Below are 17,574 nucleotides of genomic sequence, written 5' to 3'. Positions count from 1 at the left end.
TGAATGCATAAAGTTTATCTGTTGATATTGGCTTTTGTATTGGGCTTTACTTTTGTAAATGCACAACCTTTAGTGAGGGTTACAGGCAAAATTTTAGACCCAAAATCTAATCCCTTACAACAGGTAACGGTGTCTGTTTTAGGTCAGCAAGAATCAACATTAACAGATTTAAATGGCGACTATACCATCTATTCTAAAACAACATCTTTCAGTTTAAAATTTAACTTATTGGGCTATAAACCTGTAATTTCAAAAGTAAATGAAAAAGCTGCTGGTAGAATTGTTATAGATTTAATTCTCATACCCAATATCAATGAACTTGAACAGGTTACGGTAACTAATAAGCAAAATCAATTAAGTAATACTAGTACTATTAATATTGCTGATTTGTCATCTTTACCATCTGTATCAGGGAATTTTGAGGCAATTTTAAAAACACTTCCTGGTGTTTCTACCAACAATGAACTGAGCTCGCAATATAGTGTTAGAGGTGGTAATTTTGATGAAAACCTAATTTATGTGAACGATGTAGAAATTAGCAGGCCAATTTTAATTAGAAATGGTCAGCAAGAAGGTTTAAGTTTTATCAATGGAGATCTTGTAACTAGAGCAAAATTCTCAGCTGGAGGATTTGAAGCTAGATACGGAGACAAACTTTCTTCTGTACTAGATGTAAAATATGATAGGCCAGATAGTAATCAAATCGTTTTAACTACAGGTTTTTTGGGTACATCATTTAGCGCTAAACATGTAGCAGATAAAAGTTTTTTTTTAGCTGGCTTAAGGTATAAAAACAATAGTAGCGTATTAAATAAGCAAGATAATAAAGGAAGTTATAATCCAAATTTTGCGGATGCTCAATTATTATATCAATATAATTTTTCTGATAAATTTAGTTTAAGTGCCTTAGGTAATTTTAACATTGGACAATTTAAGTTAATACCTGAAGACAGAGAAACTCAATTTGGTACACTTAGTACCCAACTTAGGTTAAACATAGCATATAATGGTCAAGAAATTGATAGTTATCGCACTGCTGGTGCAGCTGTAACGGCAACATTTAGTCCTCAACCCAATTTAGTTATTAAGTGGATCAATAGTTATTTCAATACAAAAGAAAGAGAACGTTTTGATATTGAGGGGAGATATATATTTGATGAGCTAGAAACTGGTCTTAGTTCTAATAGGTTTACATCTGTTAGAATTAATAGGGGTATAGGTACCTATTTAAATTATGCTCGTAACAGTTTAAATTCCCAAACTTTAAGCTCAGAAATAAAAGCCGATCAAAATTTCGATAATCATGTTTTTTCATGGGGTATAAGATTTGAAAAAAGTAGATTTAAGGATGAGTTAAGTGAATATCATTTAACAGATTCTGCAGGATATATTTTACCATATGATTCTAAAAAGTTTTATTTAGAGCAATCTATTCAAAAAGCAAACGAAATAGATATAGATAATTATAGTGCCTTTGCTCAAGACAGTTACAGTTTATCAAAAAACACCACCCTGCAACTGGGGGTAAGAGGAAGCTATAATAGCCTAACAGAACAATTATTGGTTAGTCCTAGATTATTGCTAGCCTATAGGCCCACAAACAACAAACAAATTATTCGTTTTACAGCAGGAATCTATCAGCAAGCGCCAACTTATCGAAGCATTAGAGCCTTTGATGGAAATTTAAATCTTACGCAAAAAGCACAACGTTCTTACAATTCTTCTATAGGATTTGATTATGCATTTGATGGTTTGGGTACCCGATTAAAATTTAGTTCTGAGGCTTATTTTAAATATTCTGATAGGTTAGTTCCTTATATTATAGATAATGTTAGAATAAAATACCTGTCTTCTGAAACGGCCAAAGGGCATACCTACGGTGCAGATTTTAGCATAGGAGGCGAATTTGTAAAGGATTTGGTTTCTTATTTTAGAATTTCTTTCATGAAGGCCAACCAAGACATTATTGGCGATTCTTATGTAATGAAAAACGCAGTAGGCCAACAAACTACTATTTATCCCGGCTATTTAAAACGACCAACAGATCAGCGAATTAATTTTTCTGTATTTTTCCAAGATAGACTTCTTAAAAGTCCTACCTATAAAGTGCACTTAACTATGCTGTATGGCTCTAGATTGCCAATTGGTGCTCCACAAAGTGACCATTACAGTGATGATTTTCAAATCCCTGCCTATAAGCGAGTTGACATCGGATTTTCTAAAGATTTTTTAGATGATTTTGCCTTAAGAAAACCTAAATTATTAGAAAAATATTTTAATTCGTTCACGGCTTATATCGAAGTATTTAATTTGCTAAATATCAATAATACTGTATCATATTTATGGCTAAAAGATGTAGATAACATTCAATATGCTGTACCTAATTATTTAACTGGTCGTCAGTTTAATTTTAAATTAATTTTAAAGTTTAAAAATCATCAATAAGTGCTACTGATTTACTAGATTTACGCTCATTAAAACTTAAATATAACTATCATGATTACCCAATTAGCTAACTATTAAATCATGATAGCTTTATTACCATTAAAAACAAACCGAGTTTACGAGTTCATTAATACAAATGAAAATCATAAACAAAATATTAATAATTTATACAATAAAAAATGAGACATAATTTTGGTGCAGGCCCTTGTATCTTACCACAAGAGGTATTTAAACAAGCTTCTAGAGCGGTTTTAGATTTTAAAGACGGTTTATCAATTTTAGAAATTTCGCATCGTAGTCCTGAGTTTGAGGAAGTGATGGCTGAAGCAAACAAATTGGTTAAGGAACTTTTAAATGTACCATCTGGTTATTCCGTTTTATTTTTACAAGGTGGTGCAAGTTTGCAGTTTGCAATGGTGCCAATGAACTTATTACCAGAAGGAAAAACAGCTGCTTATTTAGAAACTGGTGTTTGGGCAAATAAAGCAATTAAAGAAGTTAAAAATTTTGGAAAAGCAAACGTAGTTGCAACCTCTAAAGAAGCTAATTTCACTTTTATTCCAAAGGATTATGAAATTCCTGAAGATAGTGCATACTTTCACTACACTTCAAATAACACCATTTACGGAACAGAATTATTTACTTTACCAGTTACTAAAGTTCCTGTAGTTTGTGACATGTCATCTGATATCATGAGCCGTGAAATAGATGTTTCTAAATACGATTTAATCTACGCTGGTGCTCAAAAGAACATTGGCCCTGCCGGATTAACAATTGTAATTGTTAAAGATGATATTTTAGGCAAAAGCGGAAGAGCAATTCCATCTATGTTAGATTATGCATCTTACAAGGATAATGACTCAATGTACAATACACCGCCTGTATTTTCAATTTATGTAGCTATGCTGAACCTAAATTGGTTAAAATCTAAAGGTGGCATTGCCGAAATTGAAAAAGAAAATAAAGCAAAAGCTGATGCTTTGTACAAAGAAATAGATAGAAATCCATTGTTCAAAGGAACCTGTGCGGTTGAAGACCGTTCAAGAATGAATGTTTGTTTTGTAATGGAAAAACCTGAACTAGAAAAATCATTTGCCAAATTTGCAGATGATAATGGTTTTGAAGGTTTAAAAGGACATAGAAGTGTTGGTGGCTTTAGAGCCTCAATGTATAATGCACTTCCTATTACTAGCGTTCATGCATTAATAGATTTAATGCAAACTTTTGAAGAGAACCAAAATAAAAATAAAATAAATTAACATATTATTGATTGCATAAGCTGTGTAATCAATTTAATTAGTGAAATCATATCGTATGATCAAGATACTCGCCAACGATGGCATAGACCCAATAGGAAAACAATTATTAGAAGAAGCTGGTTTTACAGTCGATACACAAACAATTCCTCAAGATCAATTAGCAGAAGCATTGTTAAATTATGATGCAATTACAGTTCGTAGCGCTACTAAAGTTAGAGCAGAATTAATTGATGCTTGCCCTAATATTAAACTAATAGGTAGAGGTGGAGTAGGCATGGACAATATTGATGTTGATTATGCTCGTAGTAAAGGCGTAAATGTAGTAAATACACCAGCTGCTTCCTCATTATCAGTTGCAGAATTGGTTTTCTCTCATTTGTTTTCAGGAGTTCGCTTTCTGTATGATGCAAATCGTAAAATGCCTTTAGAAGGCGGTACAAAATTTAACGATTTGAAAAAAGCTTATGCAAAAGGTATAGAATTACGTGGTAAAACTATAGGTATAATTGGTTTTGGTAGAATAGGTAGAGAAACTGCGGCTGTTGCTTTAGGCTTAGGTATGAATGTTTTAGCTTATGATTTATTTCCTTTTGTTGGTAGTATTACTTTAAATCTTCAAGGTGGGGTCAAAGTTGATATCCCAGTAGAAACAGTAAGCTTAGCAGAGGTAATTTCACTGAGTGATTTTATTTCACTTCACACTCCATTTGCAGATAAACCTATTTTAGGGGCAGATGAATTTGCTGCAATGAAACCTGGTGTTGGTATTGTAAACTGTTCTCGTGGAGGTACAATTGATGAACCAGCCTTAATTGAGGCTCTAAATTCAGGTAAAGTTGCTTTTGCAGGATTGGATGTTTTTGATAATGAACCAACACCATTAAAAGAACTATTAAATCATCCGAAGGTTTCTTTAACACCACATATTGGTGCATCTACAAATGAGGCACAAGAACGTGTTGGTACAGAATTGGCTAATTTAATTATAGCTCACTTTAATAAAAAATAGTTTTACGCTAAATAATTTGAACCTTCAGCATTGCTGGAGGTTTTTTTTTTGACTAAAAATTAAAGCAGAGTTGATAATGAATAATATCACATTGCTAGGGGTTAGAAATAATAACAAAATAACTTAAATTTTATTTTGAAATGGATAGAGATCAAACCTATCTTCGTCCTAACCATTTATAAATCTTTAATGCCAAAAATAAAGCCATTTTGCGCCCTAAAAGCAGCACCAGCTTTGCTTAATAATGTAGTTACTAGACCTCTTGAATATTATGGCTTGGGAGAAGCTAGATTAATGGCATCTGAGAACCCAACTAGTTTTTTGCACTTAATAAGTCCAGAACTTGATAATCCCTACCTACGTGGATCACGTCAAGAGTTGGTTTATAAAACAATTGGCGATAATTTAGAAGCTTTTATCGAAGATAAAATATTAATACTAGAGGAAACCCCCTCTATTTATATTTATGAAGTAAAACATGATGGATTAGTGCAAACAGGGATATGGACACTAACACATATTAATGATTATTTACAAGGAAATATTAAAAAGCACGAATTAACTGTAGAAAGAAGAGAAAAATTACTGGCAGAATATCTACAACAAACAGGTTTAGATGCAAATCCTGTTTTAATTACTTATCATCCAAATCAAATTATTCAATCTATCATTAAAAAATATATAGCATTAAAACCTACTATCGATTTGGATTATGTAGATGATACACAACATCGAATTTGGAGAATAGATAAAGAAGAGGATTTGGATATTATGGTTAAAGCATTCGATGATATATCAACCGTATACATTGCAGATGGACACCATAGGGCAGCCTCAATGGCAAAAATGTGTTTACACAAAAAAACGGTTTCAACTGACGAAAATGCTGCTTTTAACTATTTTACTACAGTGTATATGGACACACAACAATTAAAAATATTAGCTTACAATAGGTTAGTAAGAGATTTAGCGGGATTAACCGAAGAAGAATTTATTGTAAAGATTGCTGTATATTTTGAAGTTAAAAGAGTAGAACAATTGGTGATACCAACAACCCTGCATCATTTTGCAATGTATCTTAAATCGGGATGGTACACTTTGGTTGCTAAGCCACAAACTTATACGGATAATCCAGTTAGTGTATTGGATGTTACTATATTACAGGATTTTATATTAGCTCCAATCTTAAATATTAACGACCCAAGAACTGATTCTAGAATTACGTTTGAAGGTGGTAAAGGTTTAACAAAAAAAATAGAGAGTAGGGTAGATAATGGCTTGGATACTGTTGCATTTATACTATTTCCTACCTCAATTGATCAATTAATCGAGGTGGCTGATGCAAATCAGGTTATGCCTCCCAAATCCACTTGGGTAGAGCCTAAATTTTTAGTAGGCTTATTAAGCCACTATTTTAATAGCTAATTTAGGCTAACGAATTAGTCAATGCCCAATACCTAAAAGCTAAAATAGCCTTTTGAAATGTGGTTAACTTCATTGGATCTTTTTGATAATAACTTGGCAAAATTAATTTATTTAGCTTTACTAAAAACTTAAACAGCTGTCTTTTCATATTGCTTAATTTGTTTATTTTTTAGATTTAAAAAGTAGCCTAACACAGCACAACCAATTAAAAAAATAAACATTAATAAATAGGCTAAATCTTTTGCATTATCTTTTTTATCTTGATTATCTGCTAGGATCTGATTTTGTTCTTGAAGATCTTTAATCGTTTTTCTATAGTTCTGTATGCTTTCAGAGTTACTGTTTGCTGCAGTTTTAATTTGTTCTGCCTGTAAATCTTTATAATCCATTAAAACCTTTAATTGCGTAAATATCTCATTGTCGTTAATTGCAATTTGCCTTAAAATTTCATTAGAATTTTTGATATCTCGCTTGGTTTGGAAACCGAAAATACCTGTTCTAGCATTTAAACTTTCATCATATTGACCAAATTTTGCACTTCTTTCGGCTAAGAGTGCATTGATTTTTGCACGCTGAATTTCATAAGCAGATGTATCTTGTGCATAAATATTCGTTAAAAGAAATGGAAAAAGTAAAAGTAGAAAGATTGTTTTGTTGATCATGTTCTTTGTTTTTAATGTTCAAGCAAACTCCATGCCTCAGCTTTACTTAAGAAATTAGGTTTTACTTGTGCCCAAGTTTCAATAAATAATTCAGATTTACGGTAGTTATCTAAATCTTCTGCACTTTGCCAATTGCTAATTGTGAAAAAAATACCTGGATCGCTCTCATGTTGTAATAGTTGGACGCTTTTACATCCTTCAAAATTTGATATTTTTGACTTTACACCATTGAATAGAACCTTAAAATCTTCAATAAATGAAGGGGTAAAGTGCATTTTTACAATACGAACCAGCATAGAAGTGTTTTTTAATTTGTCATTCAGAACGCAGTGAAGAATCTCTTTAGTTTAATTAGGTGCCACGCTTCTCTCTGCATGACAAATCTAACTTTCATTCTCTTAGTCTTTCAGCTTTTCCTTTAAGGATGGAACTCCACTCTCACAATATCACTTAGATGTAAACCTAGTAAACCACTTGCCTTGCCTTTGTTAATTGCAATTTCTAAATGGTTACTAATACCAAATAAGCATAACTTTTCTCCCTCTGGTACTTCGTTATAATGCCAGCTTAACTGGGTAATTGTTTCGCTTTTTCTAAAGTACAAAGTGAAGTCGCGGTTACGTTGTATTTTTGTAAACAGGTCTTTGGTAATATTGGTAATTACATTACAAAAAGTATCAATATAAATTACACTTCCTCTAATTATATCTCTCTCTATAACAGGATGTAAAAGCATCCTGTGTTCAATCTCTCCTGTAGGTAAGCCAATGTCTTTTAATTTTCCGCCTTTGGCTAAATGAATGGCTGCTTTTACAAAAATATCTACCAGTGGAAAATGCAAATATTTTAAGTCTTGCATAATATTCAGCTCTACCAACTCGTCTGGTTTTTCATCTAACAAGAGAGAGAAAATCCCGTTATCGGCACCAACAAAATAATGATCTTTATAGCGCAGAGCTATGTATTTTGTATTTTCACTAAACACAGAATCAATCCCAATTAGGTGTACTGTATTTTTAGGAAAATATGGATAAGCATTTTTAAGTACAAAAGCTGCATAAGAAATATTGAATGATGGAACTTCATGAGTAATGTCCACAATATTGGCTGTCGGTAAGATATTCAGGATACTGCCTTTTAAAGCAGCCTGATAAAAATCTTTAGAACCTAAGTCTGTTGTTAATGTAATTATGGCCATTAAAAATTCAATATTTATTCTTATTCTTGTGTAGAGGCTAAGCGCCTACAAATATTCAATTTTTAAATCAAAAATACACTCCTAAAATAAAAATACAATATTTTGAACGAACTAAAGCTAACATTAGAAACAACAGACCAGGTACAATTTTGGGGTGCTAACAATGAGCACTATGAGTTAGTTAAAACTGCTTTTCCAAAATTAAAAATCGTAGCAAGAGGAAATGACGTAAAAGCATTGGGAGATGAGGCTGAGCTTAAGGCTTTTGAGCAAAAGTTCGAACAATTGGTTGCCCATTTAGAAAAGTATAGAACACTTTCGCATAATGACGTAGAATCTATCTTAGGATCAAAAAAAACTGCGACAAAAACAGAAGAAACACCAACAGCGGCCATTAATACAGGTGAGGTAATTGTATTTGGTAATCATGGTTTAATGATTAAAGCCCGTACTGCAAACCAACGTAAAATGGTAGATAGCATTGGTAAAAATGATGTTTTGTTTGCTATAGGCCCTGCAGGAACGGGAAAAACCTATACCGCAGTAGCGCTAGCAGTAAGAGCTTTAAAGAATAAAGAAATTAAAAGAATTATTTTAACAAGGCCCGCAGTTGAAGCAGGAGAGAGTTTAGGCTTTTTACCTGGTGACTTAAAAGAAAAGGTAGACCCGTATTTACGTCCGCTTTATGATGCACTTGATGATATGATTCCGCCAGAAAAACTAAAATTATATTTAGAAAACAGAACAATTGAAATTGCTCCACTAGCATTTATGCGTGGACGTACGTTAGATAACTGTTTTGTAATATTAGATGAAGCCCAGAACTCTACAGATTTACAGTTAAAAATGTTTTTAACGCGTATGGGGCCAACGGCTAAATTTATTGTAACTGGTGATGTAACTCAAATAGATCTACCAAGAAAAGCGCAGTCTGGATTGCATAATGCGCTTCGAATTTTAGAAGAGATTAAAGGTATAGACATTATTTATCTAAATGGTGATGATGTGGTTAGACATAAATTGGTTAAAGCAATACTAAAAGCTTACGGAGATATTCAGTAATAGGAGCAAGTATTTAAATTAAGTATTTAATAGTTAGATATAATGCGGCAAATCATCCTCAATGAGAAATTAACTTTATCTTTTGAAACTTTGGATAAAGGGGTAAGGTTAATTATTTCAGAAGCTGATATGGAGTTAGTTTGTAGAAAAGAAACTTATAAAAACTTACAAAATTTCTTGAAAGCCGATGAGATTAATATTTTTAAAGGACGATTGCAGCTACATAAACGCAATGAAATTATCGAGGTTGTAATTAAAAACAAACCAAGCGCTATTATATCAACAAATGATTTTAAGAACGTGTTAGATAATTTATAATAATTAGTTAATAGCTTATGGTTGATAGTTAGTGGTTTGTAAATCTATGAACCAATGACCATTAACTATTAACCTAATAATTTCTCTGCTTTTTAATAAAAATCGTATTTTTATAGCCAATGAAAGCAATCAAAGAAACCCACTTTAATTTTCCGAAACAAACCAGTTTTTATAAAGGTAAAGTTCGTGATGTGTATACAATTGATGACCAATTAATGGCAATGGTTGTAACAGATAGAATATCTGCATTTGATGTTGTATTACCAGAAGCCATTCCTTTTAAAGGCCAGGTTTTGAATCAAATTGCGGCTAAATTTTTAGCTGCTACACATGATATCGTTCCTAATTGGGTTTTGTCTACCCCAGATGAAATGGTTACCATTGGTAGAATTTGCGAACCATTTAAAGTAGAAATGGTAATTAGAGGTTATTTAGCTGGTCATGCTTCTCGAGAGTATAGTTTAGGCAAAAGAAGTGTTTGTGGAGTTGCTTTGCCAGAAGGATTAAGTGAAAACGATAAATTGCCAGAGCCAATTATTACACCAACTACAAAAGCAGCTGTTGGGCACGATGAAGATATTTCTAAAGGAGATATTTTGGCGAAAGGGATTGTTTCTATGCTCGATTATGAGAAACTAGAAGAATATACCCATGCCCTTTACAAACGTGGTACAGAAATAGCTGCTGAGCGAGGCCTAATTTTAGTTGATACTAAATATGAATTTGGTAAAATAGGAGACACCATTTATCTAATTGATGAAATTCATACACCAGACTCGTCGCGTTACTTTTATGCTGATGGGTACGAAGAAAGACAAGAAAAAAAAGAACCTCAAAAACAATTATCGAAAGAATTTGTGCGGAAATGGTTAATAGAAAACAATTTTCAAGGTAAGGATGGACAAGTTGTTCCCTTAATGACTGAAGAGATTGTTAATTCTATATCAGAGCGTTACATTGAGCTATATGAACAAATAACAGGTGATCAATTCGTTAAAAATTCATCATCAAACATTGTAAATAGAATAGAAACAAATGTTAATAATGCGATTAACGATTTATTATCAAGATAAAAATAGCTACTTTCGTTTTACATAAATATATACAAGCATGAAATTCTCTACAGATAAACACGAAAAATATGTTGTTTTAAAATTGGATGAACCTAGGTTCACCAATAACAATACACCAGCTTTAAAATCGGAATTTATCTTATTAAATACTGAAGGATACCGTAATATCGTACTTGATTTGTCGATGGTAGAAGAATGCAATGATTCTCAAGACCTGAGTTGCCTATTAGTGGGTGATAGACTTTGTAAGAGTGCTGGAGGTGTTTTTGTGGTTTCTAGTGTAAACAATTCAATCGCTAATATTGTTAAAATGTCTAATCTTCATCAATCAATTACATTTGTAAATAAGTTAGATGAGGCTACAGATTTGATCTTTATGGAAGAAATAGAGAAAGAATTACGTGGTAGCGTAGATAAGGGATAATTTTAATGACATTTGAGGTAACCATTTTAGGTAGCAGCTCTGCTACTCCCATATTTAATCGAAATCCAACATCGCAACTATTAAATTGCAATGATAAGTTTTACTTAATTGATTGTGCAGAAGGAACGCAACAACAATTGATAAAATTTGGCCTCAAAGCGTCTAAAATAGATTATATATTCATTAGTCATTTGCATGGCGATCATTATTTTGGATTAATTGGCTTGCTTTCTAGTCTGCATTTAAATGGGCGTATAAAGCCATTGCATATTTTTGCACCTAAAGCGATCCAAGAAATATTAGAACTTCAGTTTAAACATTCTGATACGAATTTGAAATATGAACTGATCTATTTTGCAATCGATCCGACAAAATCAGAAGTTATTTTTGAAAACAATGATGTAAGTGTACAAACGATTATATTAAATCACCGTATTCCTTGCACGGGATTTAAGTTTACTGAGAAAAAACGTTTAAGGAAATTACTCATTGAGAAACTTGAACAAGATGAAATCCCAATCGAACTGTATCCACTATTAAAAAGAGGAGTAGACCTGGATTTGCCAAATGGTAATGTGATAAAAAACATTGATTACACTACTGATTCTGCTACACCAAAATCTTACGCTTATTGCTCAGATACGTTATATGATTCGAAGTATTTCGAAAGTATAAGAGGTTGTGATACACTTTATCATGAAGCTACTTTTTTACATGAGATGATAGAGAGAGCAAAAGAAACACATCATACCACCGCCTTACAAGCCGCTGAGGTTGCTCAAACGGTAGGAGCAAAGAAATTGCTCATTGGTCATTTTTCATCTCGTTACAAAACGCTTGTTGAATTATTAGATGAAGCAAGAACTGTTTTCCCCAAAACAGAATTAGCAATAGAAGGTTTAACCTTTGAGATATAATTAAAATAATTTTTTGATTTGTGATCAGAATAATATTTTGGTAGGTCGTCATACCCAACTCGATTGGGTATCGTAATGCACCATAATTTATGTTTTCCGCTTTAAGATTAGCTGCGCTGAGCAATCGTGGTTCCCACCTGCGTGGGAATGAAGAAACTCCAATTTTCTTTCTAAATAAAAAACCGCAGATGTACAGAAGAATAATCTGCGCATCTGCGGCTTAAATAAATATCGTTTTACTTATTTATCAGTTTTATTACCACCGCCAAATACAGAGAAGTGAACATAGCGTTTAGGATTGGCTTTAAGATCAATCATCAATGCATCTAGGTTTTTAGAAGCACTAGTTAAGTTTCTGTACATTTCTTCATCATTAAGTAATTTACCTAATGATCCTTTTCCTGCTTTAAGATCTGAAACCATTACTTGTAAATCGGCCACTGCTTTGTTTGCATTATCAATTGTGCTTTTAAAGTTTAAAGCAGCAACATTATCTGTAACTGTGTTTAAATTTGTTAAAACGGCATCAATTTTAGCACCATTGTTTTTAAAGTTAGCAGTTATTGCTTCAACATTAGATAAGATACTAGATAGTTTAGAACTCTCAGAACCTACCAAAGCGTCAACCTTTTTAGATGTTGCTTCTAAAGCGCCTAAAGTAGAGGCAATACTTGTAAAGCTTTTGTCTACATTTTTTTGGAAACTAGGATTAAGGATTGAATTAACACTTGTTAAAATAGAATCCATTTTGGTAATGATCAGTTCAGCTTTCTTTTGTACCGGCTGAACAGATTCCATCAAGCTTCTTTCAACATTAGCATTTAAAACATAACCATCTTCTGCATATTCTTTGCTATTGCCAAGAATCATAACAACAGCTTTGCCGCCTAACAAATCTGTACTTTCCAGTCTTGCAACAGTATTTATAGGAATTTGATACTCGTCTTTAATTTTTAAGGTTGCTTTAATTCTACCATCTGCTTGTAGCTCTAATTTATCAACCCTTCCAATCTGAAAGCCATTAATTAACACTGGTTTTGAAACTCCAAGACCATCTACCTGAGTATACATTGCAAATAGCTCTGTTTCACTAGAGAAAATAGAATTTCCCTTTAAAAAGTTATAGCCAATGATTAACAAGGCGATAGCAAATGCAGCTAATACGCCAACCTTAGTTTCGTTTTTTATTTTCATTTGTGTAAAATGTCTTTTAATAGTAATGAAGTTATCATAGATATTCTCAGTATGTTATGATAATTTCAAGTTGTTTGGTGTTTGTTTAGTTTTCTATTTGTTTCTTATACTGTTTTATCGCATCAACAATTGCAGTAACAATCTCTTTTTGCCCATCTTCAGAGTTCATGTAATCTTCTTCAGCTGGATTAGAAATAAAACCTATTTCTGTTAATACCGATGGCATTGCGCAGCGTTGTAAAATTAATAACCCTTGCTCTTTAACACCTCTATTAACCCTTTTGTTTACTTCAGTATAGTTTTTCTGAATCATTTTAGCCAATGCAAGGCTTTTGGTTCTAAATAGAGATTTATACAAAGATAACATAATTAATTCTTCAGGATCAGTAGGATTATATGCACCTTTCTTTTTATAATCTTTATCTTTTATAATGTCTTCATTTTCTTTAATGCCGGCATCCATTTCGTTAATACGACGATAAGCGCCTACAAAGGTTTCCGTTCCTCTGGTTGTATTATTTCCTTTAGGCATAGAGTTACAGTGAATAGAGATAAATAAATCTGCTTTTGCATCATTTGCAATTTCTGCTCTTCTGTACCAATCTACATCAACATCTGTTTTTCTTATTTGTAATATTTTAATACCCGGTAATTCTTCTTCAAGCATTTTACCAAGCTTAAGTGCTACTTTTAAAGCCACGTTTTTTTCTAAAGAGTATTTGCCAGCAGCACCGGGTTTAACACCGCCATGACCCGCATCAATTACTATGGTTTTTATTTTATAACCTTGGGCTTTTGCAATATTTATGTGAAACGAAGAGAGTATTAATATAAAAAATAGGATGTTTTTTAATCTCATTTAAGCTTATTTTCCTGCAAATTTATAATAAAAATAATAAACTAAATTTCTACACTTATTTTATAAGCTTGTATTGCTTTTAAAAGACAATTGGTAATTTCTATTTGGCCAGCTTCAGAGTTCATGTAATCTTCTTCTCCTGGATTACTGATAAAACCAATTTCTGTTAAAATAGCAGGCATACCTGCTCTGGCCAATACTGCCAAACTTTTTTCTTGAACACCTCTATCTATTCGCCCCACACTTACATATTGATCTTGAACCATTTTAGCAAATTTTAAGCTTTGGGTTCTAAAAGTGTTTTTCATTAATGACAGGATAATTGCCGATTCTGGATCGTCTGGATTAAAACCATCGTAATTTTCTTTATAGTTGTCTTCTAAAAAGATGGAAGCATTTTCTCTTTTAATTGCAGCATCTTGCTCGTTTATTCTTCCACTACCTGATACAAAAGTTTCTACTCCTCTAGTTGATGTACTTTTAGTATATCTGGTTTTATAAACAGGAACCTTTTTGCCTTTTTTATTTCTAGTATAACTACTAATATAACGAGTACTATATACTGGCATATCATTACAATGGATAGAGATAAACAAATCTGCCTTAGCATTATTTGCAATTCCTATACGCTCATATAATGGGATAAAAGTATCGTCACTACGTGTGAAAATTACTTTTACATCCTTTAAATTTTCCTGAATTAACTTTCCTAATCGAAGTGCAGTTTTTAGTGCAACATCCTTTTCAGTAGAATATTCGCCACGTGTACTGCCATCTTTCCCTCCATGACCAGCATCTATCACAATTGTTTTTATTTTATACTCTTGTGCAAGTAATTGATTGTCAATGCATAGTAGGGTTAATGCAGAAATAAATAGCATCAAAATTTTATTTGACCTAAGCAATGGTATATTTTTCATTAATTTTGAACGTTTTGTGATAAACATTATTGCAAAAATAACATTCACACACAAATTTGAAACTTTTACGGTATATCATTTTTTTTATTTGCGCTCTTTTACTAACATCTGTTGGTAACAAGGCTTTTGCGCTATCCAATTTTTCCTTTCAACAAATAACTAAACAAACAGATTCTTCTAAGAAAGATACTGCCAAGGTAGGTAAAAAAATGACTAAAGGTGGTGGTGGTTTAGATGATAAACTAGAATATTACGCTAAAGACACAACAGCTATTGATAGAAAGAATGGTGTAATGCAACTGTACGGTAGTGCCCGTGTAATTTATGAAGACTTTGAATTAGATGCAGAATATATCAGATTTGATTCTAGAAACAACACCATCTTTGCTCGAGGTGTAAAAAATGATAAAGGAAAATATTTTGGTAGGCCAATTTTTAAGATGGGTAAAGATGGAACATCTATTGCCGATTCGTTAACTTATAATACAAAAATGAGTAAGGGAATTGTATATGGTGTATCTACAGAACAAGAAGGAGGCTTTTTTTCTGGAGGTATAGCTAAAATACAGCCTGATGAAGAAATACACTCACTTGGACAAACATTTAGTACTTGTAATTTACCAGAACCACATTTTGGAATTCATTTTACAAAAGCAATCATTACTAAAAATCAAATTATTACCGGACCGCTATATATGGAATTTGAGAGAATTCCGATGCCGCTTGGTTTGCCCTTTGCATTTTTTCCAAAACCCAATAAAAAATCCTCTGGTTTTATCTTGCCTACACCTGGTGAAGATGCTACAAAAGGCTTTTCTCTAACCAACGGTGGATATTATATTGCTTTAAATGATTATTGGGACGCAAAGCTTACAGGTAATATTTTTACAAACGGTTCTTATGACTTGAGTTTAGCAACCAATTATATCAAAAGATATAAATTCACTGGTAACTTTAACCTAGCCTATTCAAGCACAAGGAACGGTCTAGAGGGAACGCCTGAGTATACTCCTCAAAAAAACTTCCACATTGGATGGACACATTCTCAAAATCCAAATGCTAGGCCTGGTACAACTTTTAGTGCCTCGGTAAATGCAGGAACGAGCACCTATTTTAGAACTACAGGAGCAATGGCAACCAATGACTTTAATCAAATTGCCCAAAACACGTTAAGTTCAAGTATAGCTTACGGAAAAGTATTTGGAAATGGATTATTCAATTTAACATCAGCATTAACCCATTCTCAAGAAACTAGTACCAAAACCATTACGCTAACCTTACCTACAGTTAGTTTAAATATGTCGACAATAAATCCATTTGATTCGAAAGATAGAGTTGGACCGCAAAAATTCTATCAGAAACTAACTGTTGGATATAGTTTAGAAGCAAAGAATTTTGTAAGTGATAAAGAAAGTTTAGTTTTTAAAAAGGGAGGCCTTAGCCGTTTTCAAAATGGAATTCAACATAATGTGCCTATAAGTTTGCCCTTTAACGTGCTCCAGTTTCTTAACTTTAATACAAGTGTTAATTATTCTGAAAAATGGTATTTTCAGACTATTGAAAAGAGATTTATTCGGTTGCCAACTTCTGATAGTACAAGAATTGATACTGTAAGTGGCTTTAAAAGAGCGGGTGAGTACAGTTTAAACATGGGGATGTCTACCAAGTTGTATGGAAAGAAAGAATTTAAAAAACCTATTGGTAATATTTCAGCTATTAGACATGTAATTACTCCAAATATTGGGTTTTCATATAAACCAGATTTCTCTAGCAGTAATTACGGTTATTACAAAGAGCAAGTTTATTATACAAATGATATCAGACCAGGAAAAAGTGTTCCTATTGCAAACGATGGCTCGGAAATTATTAGGGGTAGTGATGGTAAACCATTAAAATATTCAATATTTGAACAAGCTGCATTTGGCGGGCCTTCTGCGGGAAAATATGCAGGTTTAAACTTTTCAATTGATAACAACGTAGAATTAAAAGTTTTATCAACTAAAGATACAACAGGTACTGGAGAGAAGAAAATACCAATTATACAAGGTTTATCATTTGCTAGTTCATATAATTTTGTTGCGAAAGAAAAAAAATTAGCACCTATTAGTTTTAGCGGACGCTCACAGTTTACTGATAAATTAGGTTTTAATTTTGGTGGTGTTTTTAGTCCTTATGCAGTAGACAATATTGCTACAACTTATGGGGCTGGTACTACACAAGTAACTACCTATAGTTACCAAGAGGTTGATAGATATGTTTGGAAAGATGGGAAATTGCCAAGATTAACCTCATTTAATTTTTCTACTGATTTTAGTTTTAATCCAGATGCCCTAAAAAAGCGTAATGAAAATATGGATGCTGTAAAGGGAGCAACAGATAAAGCTAATAATGGCAATAAAACGCAGGAGCAAATTGAACAGCTTGCCATGATAAGTAGGGATCCTAATGCTTTTGTAGATTTTAATATCCCTTGGAATATAGCACTTGGTTATAGTTTTAATTACAGTAATCCTTTAGGTCGAAAAGAATCAAGAACGGTGAGTAATAGTTTATCCATAAATGGCGATTTTAATCTAACACCAAAGTGGAAGATTCAATTTACTTCTGGTTTCGATTTTAAAAGAACTGAAATTTCTCCAACCTCATTTACAATATACAGAGATTTACATTGTTGGGATTTGAGTGCAACTTGGGTTCCTTTTGGTCTATATCAAAGTTATTCTATAGACATTAAAGTAAAGGCATCAATACTTCAAGATCTTAAATTGAGTAAACGTAAAGGTTACTACACCAAATATTAAAATTTTAT

The 17,574-nt window shown here is 32.6% G+C and carries 16 protein-coding genes; 10 read left to right on the top strand and 6 right to left on the bottom strand.

Annotation, left to right across the window (positions count from 1 at the left end):
• Positions 1-3 precede the first annotated feature (3 nt).
• The 4 genes from FA048_RS09045 to FA048_RS09030 all read left to right on the top strand — a co-directional run bounded on the left by FA048_RS09045 (position 4) and on the right by FA048_RS09030 (position 6,138).
• Positions 4-2,445, top strand: coding sequence for a TonB-dependent receptor (locus FA048_RS09045; protein WP_136840057.1), 2,442 nt, complete (start codon positions 4-6; stop codon positions 2,443-2,445).
• Positions 2,446-2,624: 179 nt separating this feature from the next.
• Entirely contained in the window at positions 2,625-3,704 is a 1,080-nt protein-coding gene (serC, locus tag FA048_RS09040; RefSeq protein WP_136840055.1) for a 3-phosphoserine/phosphohydroxythreonine transaminase, read from the top strand.
• Between the two features lie 55 nt (positions 3,705-3,759).
• Positions 3,760-4,713, top strand: a complete 954-nt coding sequence (locus FA048_RS09035; RefSeq protein WP_205943461.1) for a D-2-hydroxyacid dehydrogenase — start codon at positions 3,760-3,762, stop codon at positions 4,711-4,713.
• Between the two features lie 189 nt (positions 4,714-4,902).
• Positions 4,903-6,138 (top strand): DUF1015 domain-containing protein, encoded by a 1,236-nt coding sequence (locus FA048_RS09030; protein WP_136840052.1) that lies wholly within the window; start codon positions 4,903-4,905, stop codon positions 6,136-6,138.
• Positions 6,139-6,266: 128 nt separating this feature from the next.
• Here the strand turns inward: FA048_RS09030 and FA048_RS09025 are convergent, their stop codons facing one another.
• The 3 genes from FA048_RS09025 to FA048_RS09015 all read right to left on the bottom strand — a co-directional run bounded on the left by FA048_RS09025 (position 6,267) and on the right by FA048_RS09015 (position 7,998).
• Entirely contained in the window at positions 6,267-6,800 is a 534-nt protein-coding gene (locus FA048_RS09025; RefSeq protein ID WP_225872521.1) for a hypothetical protein, read from the bottom strand.
• A gap of 11 nt (positions 6,801-6,811) precedes the next feature.
• Positions 6,812-7,096, bottom strand: a complete 285-nt coding sequence (locus FA048_RS09020) for a putative quinol monooxygenase (protein WP_136840050.1) — start codon at positions 7,094-7,096, stop codon at positions 6,812-6,814.
• A 122-nt stretch (positions 7,097-7,218) separates the two neighbouring features.
• Positions 7,219-7,998, bottom strand: a complete 780-nt coding sequence (locus FA048_RS09015) for an SAM hydrolase/SAM-dependent halogenase family protein (protein WP_136840047.1) — start codon at positions 7,996-7,998, stop codon at positions 7,219-7,221.
• A 102-nt stretch (positions 7,999-8,100) separates the two neighbouring features.
• Here FA048_RS09015 and FA048_RS09010 point away from each other — a divergent pair, with 102 nt between their 5' ends.
• The 5 genes from FA048_RS09010 (at position 8,101) to FA048_RS08990 (ending at position 11,792) form a co-directional block, all read left to right on the top strand.
• Positions 8,101-9,060 (top strand): PhoH family protein, encoded by a 960-nt coding sequence (locus tag FA048_RS09010; RefSeq protein WP_136840045.1) that lies wholly within the window; start codon positions 8,101-8,103, stop codon positions 9,058-9,060.
• Between the two features lie 42 nt (positions 9,061-9,102).
• Positions 9,103-9,378, top strand: coding sequence for a hypothetical protein (locus FA048_RS09005; RefSeq protein ID WP_136840042.1), 276 nt, complete (start codon positions 9,103-9,105; stop codon positions 9,376-9,378).
• A 119-nt stretch (positions 9,379-9,497) separates the two neighbouring features.
• Positions 9,498-10,451 (top strand): phosphoribosylaminoimidazolesuccinocarboxamide synthase, encoded by a 954-nt coding sequence (locus FA048_RS09000; RefSeq protein WP_136840040.1) that lies wholly within the window; start codon positions 9,498-9,500, stop codon positions 10,449-10,451.
• A 37-nt stretch (positions 10,452-10,488) separates the two neighbouring features.
• Positions 10,489-10,875 (top strand): STAS domain-containing protein, encoded by a 387-nt coding sequence (locus FA048_RS08995; RefSeq protein WP_136840037.1) that lies wholly within the window; start codon positions 10,489-10,491, stop codon positions 10,873-10,875.
• Between the two features lie 5 nt (positions 10,876-10,880).
• Complete coding sequence (locus FA048_RS08990) at positions 10,881-11,792, top strand: ribonuclease Z (RefSeq protein WP_136840035.1); 912 nt, start codon at positions 10,881-10,883, stop codon at positions 11,790-11,792.
• Positions 11,793-12,032: 240 nt separating this feature from the next.
• Here FA048_RS08990 and FA048_RS08985 read toward each other — a convergent pair whose 3' ends face one another.
• The 3 genes from FA048_RS08985 to FA048_RS08975 form a co-directional block, all read right to left on the bottom strand.
• Complete coding sequence (locus tag FA048_RS08985; RefSeq protein ID WP_136840033.1) at positions 12,033-12,986, bottom strand: MlaD family protein; 954 nt, start codon at positions 12,984-12,986, stop codon at positions 12,033-12,035.
• 85 nt (positions 12,987-13,071) lie between these two features.
• Positions 13,072-13,845, bottom strand: coding sequence for an N-acetylmuramoyl-L-alanine amidase family protein (locus FA048_RS08980; protein ID WP_136840031.1), 774 nt, complete (start codon positions 13,843-13,845; stop codon positions 13,072-13,074).
• A 41-nt stretch (positions 13,846-13,886) separates the two neighbouring features.
• Positions 13,887-14,765 (bottom strand): N-acetylmuramoyl-L-alanine amidase family protein, encoded by an 879-nt coding sequence (locus FA048_RS08975; RefSeq protein ID WP_225872520.1) that lies wholly within the window; start codon positions 14,763-14,765, stop codon positions 13,887-13,889.
• A 56-nt stretch (positions 14,766-14,821) separates the two neighbouring features.
• Here FA048_RS08975 and FA048_RS08970 point away from each other — a divergent pair, with 56 nt between their 5' ends.
• Positions 14,822-17,566, top strand: a complete 2,745-nt coding sequence (locus FA048_RS08970; protein WP_136840026.1) for a putative LPS assembly protein LptD — start codon at positions 14,822-14,824, stop codon at positions 17,564-17,566.
• Positions 17,567-17,574 lie beyond the last annotated feature (8 nt).

Origin of the sequence: Pedobacter polaris (genome assembly GCF_005116505.1) — a bacterium.
Taxonomy (GTDB): Bacteria; Bacteroidota; Bacteroidia; order Sphingobacteriales; family Sphingobacteriaceae; genus Pedobacter; species Pedobacter polaris.
The sequence above is the reverse complement of the archived record's forward strand: the minus strand, read 5'-3'. Positions and strand labels throughout refer to the sequence as shown.

What these genes read in the sequence shown, in the direction of transcription:
- FA048_RS09025 (WP_225872521.1), bottom strand. Translation starts at nt 6,800, where the DNA reads ATGATCAACAAAACAATCTTTCTACTTTTACTTTTTCCATTTCTTTTA.
- FA048_RS08975 (WP_225872520.1), bottom strand. Translation starts at nt 14,765, where the DNA reads ATGAAAAATATACCATTGCTTAGGTCAAATAAAATTTTGATGCTATTT.
- FA048_RS09030 (WP_136840052.1), top strand. Translation starts at nt 4,903, where the DNA reads ATGCCAAAAATAAAGCCATTTTGCGCCCTAAAAGCAGCACCAGCTTTG.
- FA048_RS09020 (WP_136840050.1), bottom strand. Translation starts at nt 7,096, where the DNA reads ATGCTGGTTCGTATTGTAAAAATGCACTTTACCCCTTCATTTATTGAA.
- FA048_RS09015 (WP_136840047.1), bottom strand. Translation starts at nt 7,998, where the DNA reads ATGGCCATAATTACATTAACAACAGACTTAGGTTCTAAAGATTTTTAT.
- FA048_RS08990 (WP_136840035.1), top strand. Translation starts at nt 10,881, where the DNA reads ATGACATTTGAGGTAACCATTTTAGGTAGCAGCTCTGCTACTCCCATA.
- FA048_RS09035 (WP_205943461.1), top strand. Translation starts at nt 3,760, where the DNA reads ATGATCAAGATACTCGCCAACGATGGCATAGACCCAATAGGAAAACAA.
- serC (WP_136840055.1), top strand. Translation starts at nt 2,625, where the DNA reads ATGAGACATAATTTTGGTGCAGGCCCTTGTATCTTACCACAAGAGGTA.
- FA048_RS08995 (WP_136840037.1), top strand. Translation starts at nt 10,489, where the DNA reads ATGAAATTCTCTACAGATAAACACGAAAAATATGTTGTTTTAAAATTG.
- FA048_RS08980 (WP_136840031.1), bottom strand. Translation starts at nt 13,845, where the DNA reads ATGAGATTAAAAAACATCCTATTTTTTATATTAATACTCTCTTCGTTT.
- FA048_RS09005 (WP_136840042.1), top strand. Translation starts at nt 9,103, where the DNA reads ATGCGGCAAATCATCCTCAATGAGAAATTAACTTTATCTTTTGAAACT.
- FA048_RS08985 (WP_136840033.1), bottom strand. Translation starts at nt 12,986, where the DNA reads ATGAAAATAAAAAACGAAACTAAGGTTGGCGTATTAGCTGCATTTGCT.
- FA048_RS09045 (WP_136840057.1), top strand. Translation starts at nt 4, where the DNA reads ATGCATAAAGTTTATCTGTTGATATTGGCTTTTGTATTGGGCTTTACT.
- FA048_RS09000 (WP_136840040.1), top strand. Translation starts at nt 9,498, where the DNA reads ATGAAAGCAATCAAAGAAACCCACTTTAATTTTCCGAAACAAACCAGT.